This is a genomic window from Stenotrophomonas sp. pho (genome assembly GCF_006228405.1).
Lineage (GTDB): Bacteria > Pseudomonadota > Gammaproteobacteria > Xanthomonadales > Xanthomonadaceae > Stenotrophomonas > Stenotrophomonas sepilia.
Genome location: NZ_CP029759.1, coordinates 2065463 through 2079234, shown reverse-complemented (window position 1 = coordinate 2079234; position 13772 = coordinate 2065463). Strand labels below are relative to the sequence as shown.

Sequence of the window (13772 nt, the reverse complement as noted above, 5' to 3'; positions counted from 1 at the left end):
CCGTGGTTTCCGTCGACAGGCAGGTCCGGGAGACTGACGAATGCTGGTAGGCACGTACAACCCGTGGCTGGTGGCGATCTCACTGCTGGTCGCCGTGATGGCGTCGTACACAGCGCTGGCCATGGCCGGGCGCACGGTCACCGCCCCGGGCCGGGCAGCCGCCTGGTGGTGGCGCCTGGGGGGCGGATTCGCCATGGGCCTGGGCATCTGGTCGATGCACTTCATCGGCATGCTGGCGTTCGATCTGCCCATTGCACTGGGCTACGACCTGCCCATCACCCTGCTCTCGCTGGCCCTGGCGATCGCCTCGTCGGTGTTCGCACTGTGGCTGGTCTCGCTGCGCACCTTGCCCCATCCGCGATTGGCCGGCGGTGCCCTGCTGATGGGCACCGGCATTGCCGGCATGCACTACGTCGGCATGGCAGCGATGCGCATGCAGCCCGGGATCGACTACGACCCGGGCTGGCTGCTGCTCTCCCTGGTGGTGGCGGTGGCCGCGTCGTGGACCGCGCTCTACGTTGCGTTCCGCCTGCGCGCGCAGCGCACCCGCGTCGGTGACCGGTTGGCAGCCGCGGGCCTGCTCGGCCTGGCCATCGTCGGCATGCACTACACCGGCATGGCCGCCGCGCGTTTCCCGGAAGGCAGCATCTGCGGCGCGGCGGTCGGCGATGGCCTGCAGAGCGAGTGGCTGGCGATGCTGGTGGTGGTGCTGACGGTTGCGATCCTGGCGGTGGTGCTGGTGGTCTCGTGGCTGGACCAGCGGGTGGAGGCGCAGCTGCTGCGGCTGCGCAACTCGATGCTGAGCACCTCGTTGACCGATGCCCAGCAGGAACTGACCCAGGCCGCGCTGCACGACCCGCTGACCCGCCTGCCGAACCGCCTGCTGCTGCAGCGGCGCATCGTGCAGGCGCTGGCAGAAGCCGAACAGGGCGGCAGCCGATTTGCGGTAATGTTCATGGACCTGGACGGATTCAAGCAGGTCAATGATGCCTACGGCCATCAGGCCGGCGACGCACTGCTGGTGGCGGTGGCCGAGCGTACCCGCCAGCTGCTCCGGCCCAACGATATGCTGGCCCGTCTGGGCGGCGACGAATTCGTGCTGGTGATGCGCATCGAGCACGACGAGGACCTGCCCACCCTCGCCCGGCGCATCCTGCAGGCGGTGGGCAGCGGCCCGTTGCTGCCGGACAACGAACTGCAGGTGACTGCCAGCATCGGCGTGGCGATCTGCCCCGACCACGCTGCCAGCGAGCGCCAGTTGATGGCCTTCGCCGACGCGGCGATGTACCAGGCCAAGGAATCCGGACGCAACGCCTTCGTGCTGTTCGCCGACTGGATGAACGACAGTGCCGAGCAGCAGTTCCGGCTGCTGGCCGACCTGCGCCGTGCGATCGGCAGCGAGCAGCTGTTCCTGCACTATCAGCCGAAGATCCGCGTGGCCACCCAGAAGGTGGCCGGTGCCGAAGCGCTGATCCGCTGGAAGCACCCGGAGCACGGGCTGATCCCACCGGACCGCTTCATCCGCCTGGCCGAACGCAGCGGCGCGATCAACGAGATCGGTCGCTGGGCACTGGACCAGGCCTGCCAGCAGCTGCGGCGCTGGCGCGACGCCGGGCATGAAGGCTGGTCGATGTCGGTGAACCTGTCGCCGGTGCAGTTCAGTTCGCCGCACCTGCTGCAGGATGTGCGTGAAGTGATCGAACGCTACGACATTGCCCCGCGCCACCTGGTGCTGGAGATCACCGAAAGCACGGTCATGCGCGATACCGATGCCAGCCTTCGCCTGCTGCAGGCGCTGTCTGCGCTGGGCGTGGGCATCTCCATCGATGATTTCGGAACTGGGTATTCCAGCCTGCTGTACCTGAAGCGGCTGCCCGCCACGGAGATCAAGATCGACCACGCCTTCGTGCGTGACCTGGAGCACAGTGCGGAGGACGTGGTGATCGTCTCGGCGATCGTGGCGCTGGGCCATGCACTGGACATGGACATCGTCGCCGAAGGCGTGGAAACCGCCGCGCAGCGCGCCTACCTGGAGCGCCTGGGCTGCGACTTCCTGCAGGGCTACCTGCTCGGCCGCCCGGTCGACGCGGCGCGCTTCATGCAGCTGCACGACCTGCCCCGGCCGCGGGTGGAGCTGGCGCAGAGCCCGCCGCAACAACACCCGCCCGGATAGCGCCGGGCAGCGCGACCACCTGCCATCACGGAACGATTCCTGCGGCACCCTCCTGTAGAGCCGAGCCCACGCTCGGCTGCGCTTCGCGCCTGCACCCAACCGCAGCCGAGCGTGGGCTCGGCTCTACAAAAGGGTCGTCGGTGGATCCACGCCATGCGTGGAACAGTTCTTGCACGCCCTCCGGCAACCCCTGCCGCAGTACCCGTGATGTCCGAGAACGAATCCGCCGGCGAAAAGACCGAACAACCGACCGAAAAACGCCTGCGCGACGCCCGTGAACAGGGCAACCTGCCGCGCTCGCGCGAACTGGGCACGGCCGCCGTGTTCGGCGCCGGCGTGCTGGCGGTGATGGCCATGAGCGGCTCGATCGGACGCGGCGCCAGCGCCTGGATGAAGCAGGCGCTCAGCCCCGAGCAGAGCCTGCGGCAGAACCCGAAGGCACTGTTCGGCCACTTCGGTGATCTGCTGCTGCAGTTCATGCTGGTGATCGCACCGCTGGTGCTGGTCTGCCTGCTGGCCAGCTTCGTCGCCCCGCTGGTGATGGGCGGCCTGCGCTGGTCGCAGAAGGCGTTGCTGCCCGACATCAACCGCATGAACCCGATGAGCGGGTTCAAGCGCCTGTATGGCCCGGAAGCCATCGCCGAGTTCACCAAATCGCTGCTGCGCGTGGCCTTCGTCGGTGTCGCTGCCGGGATGGTGGTGTGGTCCGGCTTCGACACCCTGCGCGGGCTGATCCACCACCCGCTGGAGACCGCCATCACCGACGGCCTCGGCTTCACCCTGCGCCTGCTGCTGGCCACCGCCGGCGCCATGCTGGTGCTGGCCGCCATCGATGCCCCGTACCAGCGCTGGAACTGGATGCGCAAGCTGAAGATGACCCGTGAAGAGCTGCGCCGGGAAATGAAGGAAAGCGAAGGCAGCCCAGAGGTGAAGGGCCGTATCCGCCAGCTGCAGCAGCAGATGGCCAACCGCCGGATGATGGAGGCGGTACCCACGGCGGACGTGGTGGTGGTCAACCCCACCCACTACGCGGTGGCCCTGAAGTACGAGGGCGGCGCCATGAACGCCCCCACCGTGGTCGCGCTGGGCGTGGACGAGACCGCCCTGCGCATCCGTGAAGTGGCCGACGGCAACAAGGTCGCGATCGTCTCTGCCCCGCCTTTGGCACGCGCCTTGTATCGGGAAGGCCAACTCGGAAAGGAAATCCCCGTGAGACTGTATTCGGCCGTCGCCCAGGTCCTGTCCTACGTCTACCAGCTGCGCGCCTGGCGCACTGGCCCGATGCCGGACGCCCCGCACATCCAGGTGGATGAATTCGGCAAGGGAGGCCGCCCGTGAGCGCCCAGCCCGCCACCGGATTCAACACCCGCCGTGCCCTGGAAATGATCCGCCAGGGCCTTGGCGCGCCGCTGATCGTGCTGGCCCTGCTGGCCATGGTCGTGGTGCCGCTGGCCGCGCCAGTCCTTGATGCGCTGTTCACCTTCAACATCGCCATCTCGCTGATGGTGCTGCTGGCGGTGGTCTACGTGAAGCGCCCGCTGGACTTCACCATCTTCCCGATCGTGCTGCTGATCACCACCATGCTGCGGCTGGCGCTGAACGTGGCCTCCACCCGCGTGATCCTGCTCAACGGCCAGAACGGCCACGATGCCGCAGGCAAGGTCATCGCCGCCTTCGGTGAATTCGTGATCGGCGGCAACTATGCGGTCGGCATCGTGGTGTTCGCGATCCTGACCATCATCAATTTCGTGGTCATCACCAAGGGCGCCGGCCGCGTCTCGGAAGTGACCGCGCGCTTCATCCTGGACGCGATGCCCGGCAAGCAGATGGCGATCGACGCCGACCTCAACGCCGGTTTGCTGACGCGCGAGGAAGCCAAGCTGCGCCGCGAGGAAGTCCGCGAGGAAGCCGACTTCTACGGTGCAATGGACGGTGCCAGCAAGTTCATCCGCGGCGACGCCATCGCCGGCATCCTGATCCTGTTCATCAACATGCTCGGCGGCCTGGCCGTGGGCGTGCTGCAGCATGGCATGCCGTTCGGCGACGCCGCTGCCACCTACACCCTGCTCTCCATCGGTGACGGCCTGGTGGCGCAGCTGCCGGCACTGCTGGTGTCCAGCGCGGTGGCGATGCTGGTCACCCGCGCCTCGCGCTCGCAGGACATGGCCCAGGCCATGACCGGGCAGGTGTTCGGCCAGTACCGCGCGCTGGCGATCACCGCCGGCATCATCGGCGTCGTTGGCCTGGTGCCGGGCATGCCCAACGTCGCTTTCCTGACGCTGGCCTCGATCCTTGGCTTCATCGCCTGGAAGCTGTATCGCAAGACCAAGGCACCGGCTGCCGATGCAACAGGCAGTGGCACCGATGCTGCCGCGCTCACTGCGCTCGGGCGCCCGGCCGTCGCGGCCCCCACTGCCGAACTGAGCTGGGACGAGCTGCGCCCGGTCGATCCGCTGGGCCTGGAGGTCGGCTACCGGCTGATTCCGCTGGTGGACAGCAACCAGGGCGGCGAACTGATGGCGCGCATCAAGGGCGTGCGCCGCAAGCTGACCCAGGATGTCGGCTTCCTGATTCCCTCGGTGCACATCCGCGACAACCTGGAACTGCCGGCCAACGGCTACCGCGTGCTGGTGCATGGCGTGCCGGTGGCCACCGCCGAGATCCACCCCGACCGCGAGCTGGCCTTGGATCCGGGCAGCGCGCTCGGCGCACTGGAGGGCATTGCCGGCAAGGATCCCGCGTTCGGCCTGGATGCCACCTGGATCCAGCCGCACCAGCGCGCCCAGGCCGAAACGCTGGGCTACACGGTGGTCGACCCGGCCACCGTGGTCGCCACCCATCTGTCGCACCTGATCCGCGAACACGCACCCGAGCTGCTCGGCCATGAGGAAGTGCAGCACCTGCTGGCCAACCTGGCCAAGAGCGCACCCAAGCTCGTCGAAGATCTGACGCCGAAGGCGCTGCCGCTGTCGGCGGTGGTGCGCGTGCTGCAGAACCTGCTGGTCGAGCGCATTCCGATCCGCCAGCTGCGCAAGATCGCCGAGGCACTGGTCGAACATGCGCCCAGCAGCCAGGACCCGGCCGTGCTGACCGCCGCGGTGCGCACCGCACTGGGCCGCTTCATCGTGCAGGAGATCGCCGGAATGTCGGCGGAGCTGCCGGTGTTCACCCTCAACCCGCAATTGGAACGTGTCTTGCAGGAGTCCACGCAGGGCAACGGCGCCGCGCTGGAACCCGGACTCGCTGAGCGACTGCACCAGAGCCTGGCCGAATGTGTCAGCAAGCAGGAAGCCCGCAACGAGCCCGCGGTCGTGCTGGTACCTGGCCCGGTGCGCGCCGCGCTGGCCCGCCTGGTCCGCCACAGCGTTCCTTCGCTGTCGGTCCTGGCCTACAGCGAGGTGCCGGAGGACAAGCGCCTGAAGCTGGTCGGAACGATCAGCTGACGCCGCCCGCCGATGCGCCAGAAAACAGACACCACTTTCGAACCAACGCAACAGACAGACACCAAGGGGAACCCGCACCGTGCAGACCACCGACCACCCGAGTTCCCCGACCGCCACCCCGCCGTCTTCGCCTCGTGACCACAGCATGAAAATCAAACGATTCGTCGCCGCCGACATGCGCTCGGCCATGAACCTGGTGCGCAAGGAGCATGGTCCTGACGCCGTGATCCTGTCCAACCGCCGGATCGAGGAAGGCATCGAGATCGTCGCCGCCGCCAACTACGACGAGAGCGCGGTGCAGCGTGCGCTGGAAGCCTCGCGCCGCGACGTTGCACCGCCGCCGGCACCCAAGCCGCGCACCGCCGCCGACGCGGTGATCGCCGCCGTCACCCGCCGCCGCAGCAGTACCCCGGCACCGGAACCGGTTGCCGCCACCACCTCGGCGGTGGCCGCCCTCGCCCGTGCAGCAGTGGGCGCTACCGGCCGCACCCTCGACAGCGCCGACGAGATCGTGCCAACCCGCGGCAGCACCGGCTTCGCCGCCACGCTGGCACGCGCCGCCGTCAATGAACCGGCACTGCCGGACCAGATCTTCGCCCCGTTCGCCGAGGCCATCATTGCACCGGCACCGGCACCGGCCGTCGCCGCGCCGGCCAACCGCGCCCGTTTCCAGATCGATCCGCCGCACGAGGCGCATCACGAAAGCGTGGCGCCGGCGGTGCAGCCGCCACCGCTGCCGACCGCAGCCCTGTCTGAAACGCAGCCGGAGGTCGCCGTCAGCGAACCGGCGTTGGCCGATGCCACCGTCGAAGCCGCGCCGACGCCGACGTTCGCCCCAGCCCCGGTGCTGACCGTGGTCGCCCAGGACGACGCCGAGATCCGCCAGCTGCGCCAGGAAGTGGCCGGCATGCGCCAGGTCATCGAGCGCGAAATGAATCGCTTCACCGACGAGCGCCTGCGCGGCTGCCCGGTGCGCGCCACCGCGCTGGACCTGATGGACGAGTACGGCTTCGATGCTGGCCTGGCCCGCGACGTCGCCATGCAGATTCCGCTGGAGACCGAGGCGCACCGAGGCCGCGGCCTGATGCTGGGGCTGATCTCGCGCAAGCTGCCGATCGCCCCGGTCGACCCGCTGGAGGAAGGCGGCGTGATCGCGCTGGTGGGCCCGACCGGCGCCGGCAAGACCACCACCATCGCCAAGCTGGCCTCGCGGTTCGCCGAGAAGCACGCGCCGCGTGACGTGGCTCTGGTCACCACTGACACCACCCGCATCGGCGCCCGCGAGCAGCTGTATGGCTACGGCCGGCAGCTCGGCATCGCCGTGCACGAGGCCAACAGCGGCACCGACCTGGACCAGCTGCTGGAACGCCTGAAGGACTACAAGCTGGTACTGATCGACACCGCCGGACTGGGCCCGCGCGACCGCGCGCTGGCCGCCCAGCTGCAGTGGCTGCGCGCCGCGCGCCAGGTGCGCACCCTGCTGGTGCTGCCGGCCAACACCAGCTTCGGCGACATGGACGAGGTGGTCCGCCGCTTCGGTGCCGCCAACCTGCAGGGCCTGGTGCTGAGCAAGCTGGACGAAACCGGCCGCTTCGGCAACGCCCTGTCGGTGGCCGTGGACCACGCCCTGCCGATCACCTGGGTGACCGACGGCCAGGACGTTCCGGACGACCTGCACCGGGCCAGTGCGGCCAATCTCGTACTTCGCCTTGAAGATTTGCGCCGAGCGGCCGATATGCCCTGCAACCCGGAGTTGAACCATGCCGTCGCGTGAGTACGCCAAGCTGACCAAGACCTTCCCGCTGTCGGCCACCCGCAGCGAGCCGCTCGGCCCTGTGCGCACCATCGCCGTGACCGGCGGCAAGGGCGGCGTGGGCAAGACCAACGTGTCGGCCAACCTGGCCGTGGCGCTGGCCGGCATGGGCAAGCGCACGCTACTGCTGGACGCCGACCTCGGCCTGGCCAACATCGACGTGATCCTGGGCTTGAACCCCACCTTTACGCTGGCCGACCTGGTTGCCGGCCGCTGCTCGCTGGACGACGTCATCGTCGAAGGCCCGAACGGCGTGCTGGTGGTCCCGGCCGCGTCCGGCCGCCGGCACATGGCCGAGCTGGCCCCGGCCGAGCACGTCGGCCTGGTCAACGTGTTCTCCGAGCTGGAACGCGAGCTGGACATCATGGTGGTGGACACCGCCGCGGGCATCACCGACGGCGTGCTGACCTTCTGCCAGGCCGCGCAGGACACCGTGGTGGTGGTCTGTGACGAGCCGGCGTCGATCACCGACGCCTACGCGCTGATCAAGGTGCTCTCGCGCGAACGTGGCGTGGACCGCGTCCAGGTGGTGGCCAACATGGTGCGCGACCCCAACGAGGGCCGCGTGCTGTACGAGAAGCTGACCCGCGTCTGCGAGAAGTTCCTCGCCGATGTCTCGCTGAACTACCTGGGCTGCGTGCCGCAGGATGACTGGCTGCGCCTGTCGGTGCAGCGCCAGCAGCCGGTGGTGAAGGCCTACCCGTCCAGCCCGTCCGCACTGGCGATCACCGAGATCGCGCGCCGCACGGCCCGCTGGCAGGCGCCCACCGAACCACGCGGCGGCGTCGAGTTCTTCCTCGAACGCATTCTCAAGCAGCGCGGGGTGGCGGCATGAAAGGCGCGGCCCAGTACAGGGAAGTCCAGCGCTCGGCGGCCAACGAGGTCATCGCCCAGCACTCGGACCTGGTGCGGCGCATCGCCCACCATCTGGCCGCGCGCCTGCCGGCCAGCGTCGAAGTCGACGACCTGATCCAGGCGGGCATGATGGGCCTGATCGAGGCTTCGCGCAGCTACGACGCCGACCAGGGCGCCTCGTTCGAGACCTATGCCTCGATCCGTATCCGTGGCTCGATGATCGACGAGATCCGCCGTGGCGACTGGGTGCCGCGCTCGGTGCACCGCCGTGCACGCGATGCTGCGGCCACCATCCGCCGCCTGGAACAGAGCAGCGGCCGCGCCGCCAGCGCCACCGAAGTGGCCGCCGCGATGGAGATGCCACTGCCCGAGTACCTGCGCCTGATGGAAGACGCTGCGCGTGGCCAGGTGCTGAGCCTGGAGTCGCGCATTGAGGACCAGGGCGAGCTGGACACGGTCGCCCAGGGTGGCCCGACCCCGCAGCAGGTGCTGGAGCGCAGCGAGTTCGGCCGCGAGCTGGGCAAGGCCATCGGCCATCTGCCCGAGCGCGAACAGCTGGTGCTCTCGCTCTACTACGAGCAGGAACTCAATCTGAAGGAGATCGGCGCGGTGCTCGGCGTGAGCGAGTCGCGGGTCTGCCAGATCCACGGCCAGGCCGTGCTGCGCCTGCGCGGCCGGCTGAAGGTATTCGAGGCTGTCGACGCCGGCCTCGAAGAATGAACATCCCGAGGCAGCTGCCCCCGGCCGCCCGGAATGAACAACAAAGGAACTCTGCTTTGAACAAGAACATGCGCATCCTGATCGTCGACGACTTCTCGACCATGCGTCGCATCGTCAAGAACCTGCTGGGCGATCTGGGCTTCACCAACACCGCCGAAGCCGAGGACGGGCATGCCGCGCTGTCGCTGCTGCAGAGCCAGCCGTTCGATTTCGTGGTCACCGACTGGAACATGCCGGTCATGACCGGCATCGAGCTGCTCAAGGCGATCCGTGCCGACGCCAAGCTGAAGACCCTGCCGGTGCTGATGGTCACCGCCGAAGCCAAGCGCGAGCAGATCATCGAAGCCGCCCAGAACGGCGTGAACGGCTACATCATCAAGCCGTTCACCGCGCAGACGCTGGAAGAAAAGCTCGGCAAGATCTTTGAACGCCTGGCGGCCAGCGCCTGATGGATACCACGGTCGACAAGAACGCCCTCGCCCTGCGCCTGCAGGAAGCCTTGGACGCACTGGAGTCCGGTGACGAAGCTGCCTGGCGGCAACGCATCGACGGACTGGTCGCGCTGCGCACGCAGCCGATGATGAGCGGCCTGTCGCGGCTGGCCCGCGAGCTGGGACAGGCGCTGGGTGAACTGCCGACCGTGCCCAGCGAGGCCGGTGAGCTGGATGACGCCTGCGCGCGCCTGGACCACGTGGTGGCAATGACCGAACAGGCCACCCACCGTACCCTGGACCTGGCCGAGGAATGCCGCAGCCTGACCGAACAGCTGCGTGCCGAAGGCCTGCAGCCAGGCCAGGACGCGCAGCTCGAGCGCATCCGCCACAACCTGACCGAGATCGCCCTGACCCAGAGCTACCAGGACCTGACGGGGCAGATCATCCGTCGCGTGGTCGGCATCGTCCGCCGTGTGCATGAGGGCTTCGGCGCGCTCGGCCTGCCGCCGGAACAGCATCGCACCGATCCGGAACTGGCCGGGCCGGCACTGAAGGGACTGGACCGCCACGCGGTCTCGCAGAACGACGCCGACGACCTGCTGTCGGACCTGGGGCTGTAAGCATGAGCGCGGTATCCGACGACATCACTGCCGATTTCATCATCGAGGCGCAGGAAATCCTGGATCGCCTGGGCGAACAGCTGGTGTCGCTGGAGCAGGCACCACAGGACACCGAGCAGCTCAACGCGGTGTTCCGGGGCTACCACACGCTCAAGGGCGGCGCCGGCTTCCTCGGCGTCACCGCCATGGTCGAGTTGTGCCACGCCGCCGAAGAAGCGCTGGGAATCGCGCGCGCGGGCCAGGCCGTGCTGCAGGCCCATCACTTCGATGCCGCCCAGCAATCGCTGGACTACCTGCAAGCGATGCTGGATGCAGTTTCCTCCGGCACCGAGCCGGGCTATGCGCCGCCGGAGCTGATCGCCCAGTTCGACATGCACGGAGGCGCCACCGCGCCGGCCGCCCCGACCGCCGTAGCGGCGGCCGGTAGCGGCGACCTGATCACCGACGACGAATTCGAGGCCCTGCTCGACCAGCTGCACGGTGGTAACGCGCCGACTGCGGTCGCGCCGGCAAAGAAGGCTGACGACGGCCTGATCAGCGAAGACGAGTTCGAAGCCCTGCTCGACCAGCTGCACGGTGGCGCCGCACCCGGCGCCAAGCCCATCGCTGCGGTAGCGCCCGCACCGATCGCGGCACCACGCCCACTGGCCGCACCGGCCGCACCGGCAACTGCAGCGGCGACCAAGCCGGCCGCCAAGCCGCTGGCCGAAGCCGAACATACCGTGCGCGTGGACACCAAGCGCCTGGACGCGATCGTCAATCTGATCGGCGAACTGGTGCTGTCACGCAACCGGCTCAAGACCCTGCGTGCGCGCCTGCGCGACGAGGAACTGGACCGCGCCGTGTCGACCCTGGACATCGCCACCGCGCGCCTGCAGTCGGCGGTGATGCGTACCCGCATGCAGCCGGTGGGCAAGGTCTTCTCGCGCTTCCCCAAGGTCGCCCGAGACGTTGCCCGCTCGCTGAAGAAGGAAGTGGACCTGGAGCTGATCGGTGCCGAGACCGAGCTCGACCGCAACCTGGTCGAAGCGCTGGCCGACCCGCTGGTGCACCTGGTCCGCAACGCCATCGACCATGGCGTGGAAATGCCCGATCTGCGCGAAGCACAGGGCAAGCCGCGGATGGGCCATGTACGCCTGTCGGCCCAGCAGGAAGGCGACTACGTCAGCATCGAAGTGCAGGACGACGGTGCCGGCATCGATCCGGAGAAGCTGCGCGCGAAGGCGCGTGAGAAGGGCCTGATCGATCCGGAAGCTGCCGCCCGCCTGAGCAGCGAGGAGTGCCTGCACCTGGTGTTCCTGCCTGGCTTCTCGACCAAGCAGCAGGTCACGGATATCTCCGGCCGTGGCGTTGGCATGGATGTGGTGCAGTCGCGCATCCGCGAACTGAGTGGCCAGATCCAGATCCAGTCCGAGCTGGGCCGTGGCAGCCGCTTCCTGATCCGCGTGCCGCTCACCCTGGCGATCCTGCCGACCCTGCTGGTGCAGGCCGGCGAGGACGTCTATGCACTGCCGCTGGCGCGCGTGATGGAAGTGCTGCACGCGCCGCGCACCTCGCTGGGCTGGTTCGATGGCCGCGCCGTGCTCGACCGTCGTTCGCATACGCTGCCGCTGGTCGATCTGCGCCAGTGGCTGGATGTGACGCCGGCCGCCTCGACCCTGCTGACGATCGTGGTGCTGCAGGCCGGTGAAGCGCGCTTCGGCTTGGTCGTGGACCAGGTGCGCGGGCGCGAGGAAGTGGTCATCAAGCCACTGCCGAAAGCCCTGCGCGGCCTGCGCGGTTACGCAGGTGCAACCCTGATCGGCGATGGTCGCATGGCACTGATCCTGGATGTGGACGGCCTGCGCAGCCCGCACGACTGACCCGCTTGCTGAACCCGTAAAACTGTGAAGTCGCACCAGTAGACCGTACCGGTGTCTCAAGTCCCATTCATACAAGCCGATACCGGATCCATGGATAGACTCAGCCTCATTGGACTCTTTCTCGCCCTGGCCTCGCTGGTCGGCGGCAGCATCCTCAAGGGCGCCGGCCTGGCGTCGCTGTGGTCGCCTGCGGCGTTCGTGATCGTCATCGTCGGCACCGTCGCTGCGATCCTGCTGCACACCTCGCCGGCGGTGTTCAAGCATGCGTTCAGCATCGTGCGCTGGGTCGTGCGTCCACCGCACAGCGACCGCCGCGAGCTGATCCAGCAGATCGTCGAGTGGAGCAACATCGCCCGCCGCCAGGGCCTGCTGGGCTTGGAATCGCAGGTGGAAGCACAGCAGGACCCGTTCCTGCGCAAGGGCCTGCAGCTGCTGGTGGACGGCGTCGAGCCCGAATCCATGCGGCACATGCTGGAAATCGAACTGGGCAGCCAGGAACACCAGGACCAGGCCGGCGCCAAGGTGTTCGAAGCAATGGGCATCTATGCACCGACGCTGGGCATCATCGGTGCCGTGCTGGGCCTGATCGCAGTGATGAAGAACCTGGCCGACCCGAGCAAGCTCGGCCACGGCATCGCCGCCGCGTTCACCGCCACCATCTACGGCATCGCTTCGGCCAACCTGCTGTTCCTGCCGATCGCCGCCAAGCTCAAGAGTGTGATCTCGCACAACACGCGCGACCGCGAGATGGTCATCGAAGGCCTGATCTCGATCGCCCAGGGCGAGAACCCGCGCAACATCGAAACCAACCTCTCCGGCTTCCTGCACTGACATGGCCCGCCGCAAGCACCACGAAGAGCACGCCAACCACGAAGCATGGGCGATCCCCTATGCCGACCTGATGACGCTGCTGCTCGCCTTCTTCGTGGTCATGTATGCGATCTCCTCGGTGAACGAGGGCAAGTACCGGATCATGGCCGACGCGCTGACCGATGCCTTCGGTGGCGCACCGCGCACCATCAACCCGGTGCAGGTGGGCAACAAGCAGGTGCAGGGCGGCGGCTGGGACAGCCCCTCGGTGATCAAGTCCGGCACCAAGATCGGTCCCTCCGCGCCGGCGCCCTCGCACGACCCGACCCTGCTGCCGTCGATGGCCTCGCAGATGCGCATGCCGGTGTCAGTGCACAACCAGGAGCAGATCGCCCGTGCCGAGCGCCAGCTCAACACGATTGCCGATCGCCTCACCGCCGCACTGGCGCCGCTGATCGAGCGCGGCATGATCAGCGTGCGCCGCACCGAACTGTGGATCGAAGTCGAGATCAACAGCGATATCCTGTTCCCTACCGGCTCGGCCGCGCTGGACGTGCATGCGCGGCAGACCCTGGCCAGCCTGGCCGAGGTGCTGCGCGACGTGCCCAACAGCGTGCGCGTGGAAGGCCACACCGACAACGTGCCGATCGCCACCGCCACTTTCCCGTCGAACTGGGAACTGTCGGCCGGGCGCGCCGCCAGCGTAGTGCACCTGTTCGCCGATCAGGGCGTGCAGCCGTCGCGGCTGGCGATGGTCGGCTATGGCCAGTTCCGCCCGCGCGAAGAGAACGACAGCGCGCAGGGCCGCAACCGCAACCGCCGGGTGATGGTCATCATCCTGGCCGACACGTCGCACTCGGTGGATCCGCTCGGCCAGCGCCTGAACGCAGCCACCGGCGCCACCGACAGCACCGTCACCGAACAGGCCGCCGCAACTCCGGCCAGCGCCCCCACCTCCCCCATCGCACCGGTGAAGTTGCCGCCGGTGCCGGCTGGCAGCCGCGTCGGCGCCGCCGTTCCCCCGGCAATGAAGGAGTAATCC

General features: G+C 68.2%; 11 protein-coding genes. All 11 read left to right on the top strand.

Annotated elements, in window-relative coordinates; genetic code table 11:
• Positions 1–40 precede the first annotated feature (40 nt).
• Positions 41–2173, top strand: coding sequence for a putative bifunctional diguanylate cyclase/phosphodiesterase (locus DL544_RS09720; protein ID WP_139727054.1), 2133 nt, complete (start codon positions 41–43; stop codon positions 2171–2173).
• A 207-nt stretch (positions 2174–2380) separates the two neighbouring features.
• On the top strand, positions 2381–3511 hold the full coding sequence (flhB, locus tag DL544_RS09715; RefSeq protein ID WP_139727053.1) for a flagellar biosynthesis protein FlhB: 1131 nt from the start codon (positions 2381–2383) through the stop codon (positions 3509–3511).
• A 44-nt stretch (positions 3512–3555) separates the two neighbouring features.
• Positions 3556–5616, top strand: a complete 2061-nt coding sequence (gene flhA, locus DL544_RS09710) for a flagellar biosynthesis protein FlhA (protein ID WP_176556943.1) — start codon at positions 3556–3558, stop codon at positions 5614–5616.
• A 145-nt stretch (positions 5617–5761) separates the two neighbouring features.
• Positions 5762–7390 (top strand): flagellar biosynthesis GTPase FlhF, encoded by a 1629-nt coding sequence (gene flhF, locus DL544_RS09705; protein ID WP_111200865.1) that lies wholly within the window; start codon positions 5762–5764, stop codon positions 7388–7390.
• On the top strand, positions 7377–8264 hold the full coding sequence (locus DL544_RS09700) for a MinD/ParA family ATP-binding protein (protein ID WP_032959426.1): 888 nt from the start codon (positions 7377–7379) through the stop codon (positions 8262–8264). The genes flhF and DL544_RS09700 overlap by 14 nt, the downstream gene beginning before the upstream one ends.
• Entirely contained in the window at positions 8261–9004 is a 744-nt protein-coding gene (locus tag DL544_RS09695; protein ID WP_005416423.1) for an RNA polymerase sigma factor FliA, read from the top strand. Before DL544_RS09700 ends, DL544_RS09695 begins: the two co-directional genes overlap by 4 nt.
• A gap of 56 nt (positions 9005–9060) precedes the next feature.
• The gene (gene cheY, locus DL544_RS09690; RefSeq protein WP_005413247.1) at positions 9061–9453 is read left to right on the top strand and encodes a chemotaxis response regulator CheY; all 393 of its coding nucleotides are present in this window, start codon (positions 9061–9063) and stop codon (positions 9451–9453) included.
• On the top strand, positions 9453–10058 hold the full coding sequence (locus DL544_RS09685; RefSeq protein ID WP_006442968.1) for a protein phosphatase CheZ: 606 nt from the start codon (positions 9453–9455) through the stop codon (positions 10056–10058). The genes cheY and DL544_RS09685 overlap by 1 nt, the downstream gene beginning before the upstream one ends.
• A gap of 2 nt (positions 10059–10060) precedes the next feature.
• Positions 10061–11920, top strand: coding sequence for a chemotaxis protein CheA (locus DL544_RS09680; RefSeq protein WP_088497672.1), 1860 nt, complete (start codon positions 10061–10063; stop codon positions 11918–11920).
• 90 nt (positions 11921–12010) lie between these two features.
• Positions 12011–12751 (top strand): flagellar motor protein, encoded by a 741-nt coding sequence (locus DL544_RS09675; protein ID WP_049413360.1) that lies wholly within the window; start codon positions 12011–12013, stop codon positions 12749–12751.
• Between the two features lies 1 nt (position 12752).
• A complete protein-coding gene (gene motD / locus DL544_RS09670; protein WP_139727051.1) occupies positions 12753–13769 on the top strand; it encodes a flagellar motor protein MotD in 1017 nt (338 codons plus the stop codon).
• Positions 13770–13772: the final 3 nt, after the last annotated feature.

Coding starts and splice junctions, on each gene's coding strand:
- DL544_RS09695 (WP_005416423.1), top strand. CDS start 8,261: ATGAAAGGCGCGGCCCAGTACAGGGAAGTCCAGCGCTCGGCGGCCAAC.
- DL544_RS09700 (WP_032959426.1), top strand. CDS start 7,377: ATGCCGTCGCGTGAGTACGCCAAGCTGACCAAGACCTTCCCGCTGTCG.
- flhF (WP_111200865.1), top strand. CDS start 5,762: ATGAAAATCAAACGATTCGTCGCCGCCGACATGCGCTCGGCCATGAAC.
- DL544_RS09675 (WP_049413360.1), top strand. CDS start 12,011: ATGGATAGACTCAGCCTCATTGGACTCTTTCTCGCCCTGGCCTCGCTG.
- DL544_RS09720 (WP_139727054.1), top strand. CDS start 41: ATGCTGGTAGGCACGTACAACCCGTGGCTGGTGGCGATCTCACTGCTG.
- flhB (WP_139727053.1), top strand. CDS start 2,381: ATGTCCGAGAACGAATCCGCCGGCGAAAAGACCGAACAACCGACCGAA.
- flhA (WP_176556943.1), top strand. CDS start 3,556: ATGATCCGCCAGGGCCTTGGCGCGCCGCTGATCGTGCTGGCCCTGCTG.
- motD (WP_139727051.1), top strand. CDS start 12,753: ATGGCCCGCCGCAAGCACCACGAAGAGCACGCCAACCACGAAGCATGG.
- DL544_RS09685 (WP_006442968.1), top strand. CDS start 9,453: ATGGATACCACGGTCGACAAGAACGCCCTCGCCCTGCGCCTGCAGGAA.
- DL544_RS09680 (WP_088497672.1), top strand. CDS start 10,061: ATGAGCGCGGTATCCGACGACATCACTGCCGATTTCATCATCGAGGCG.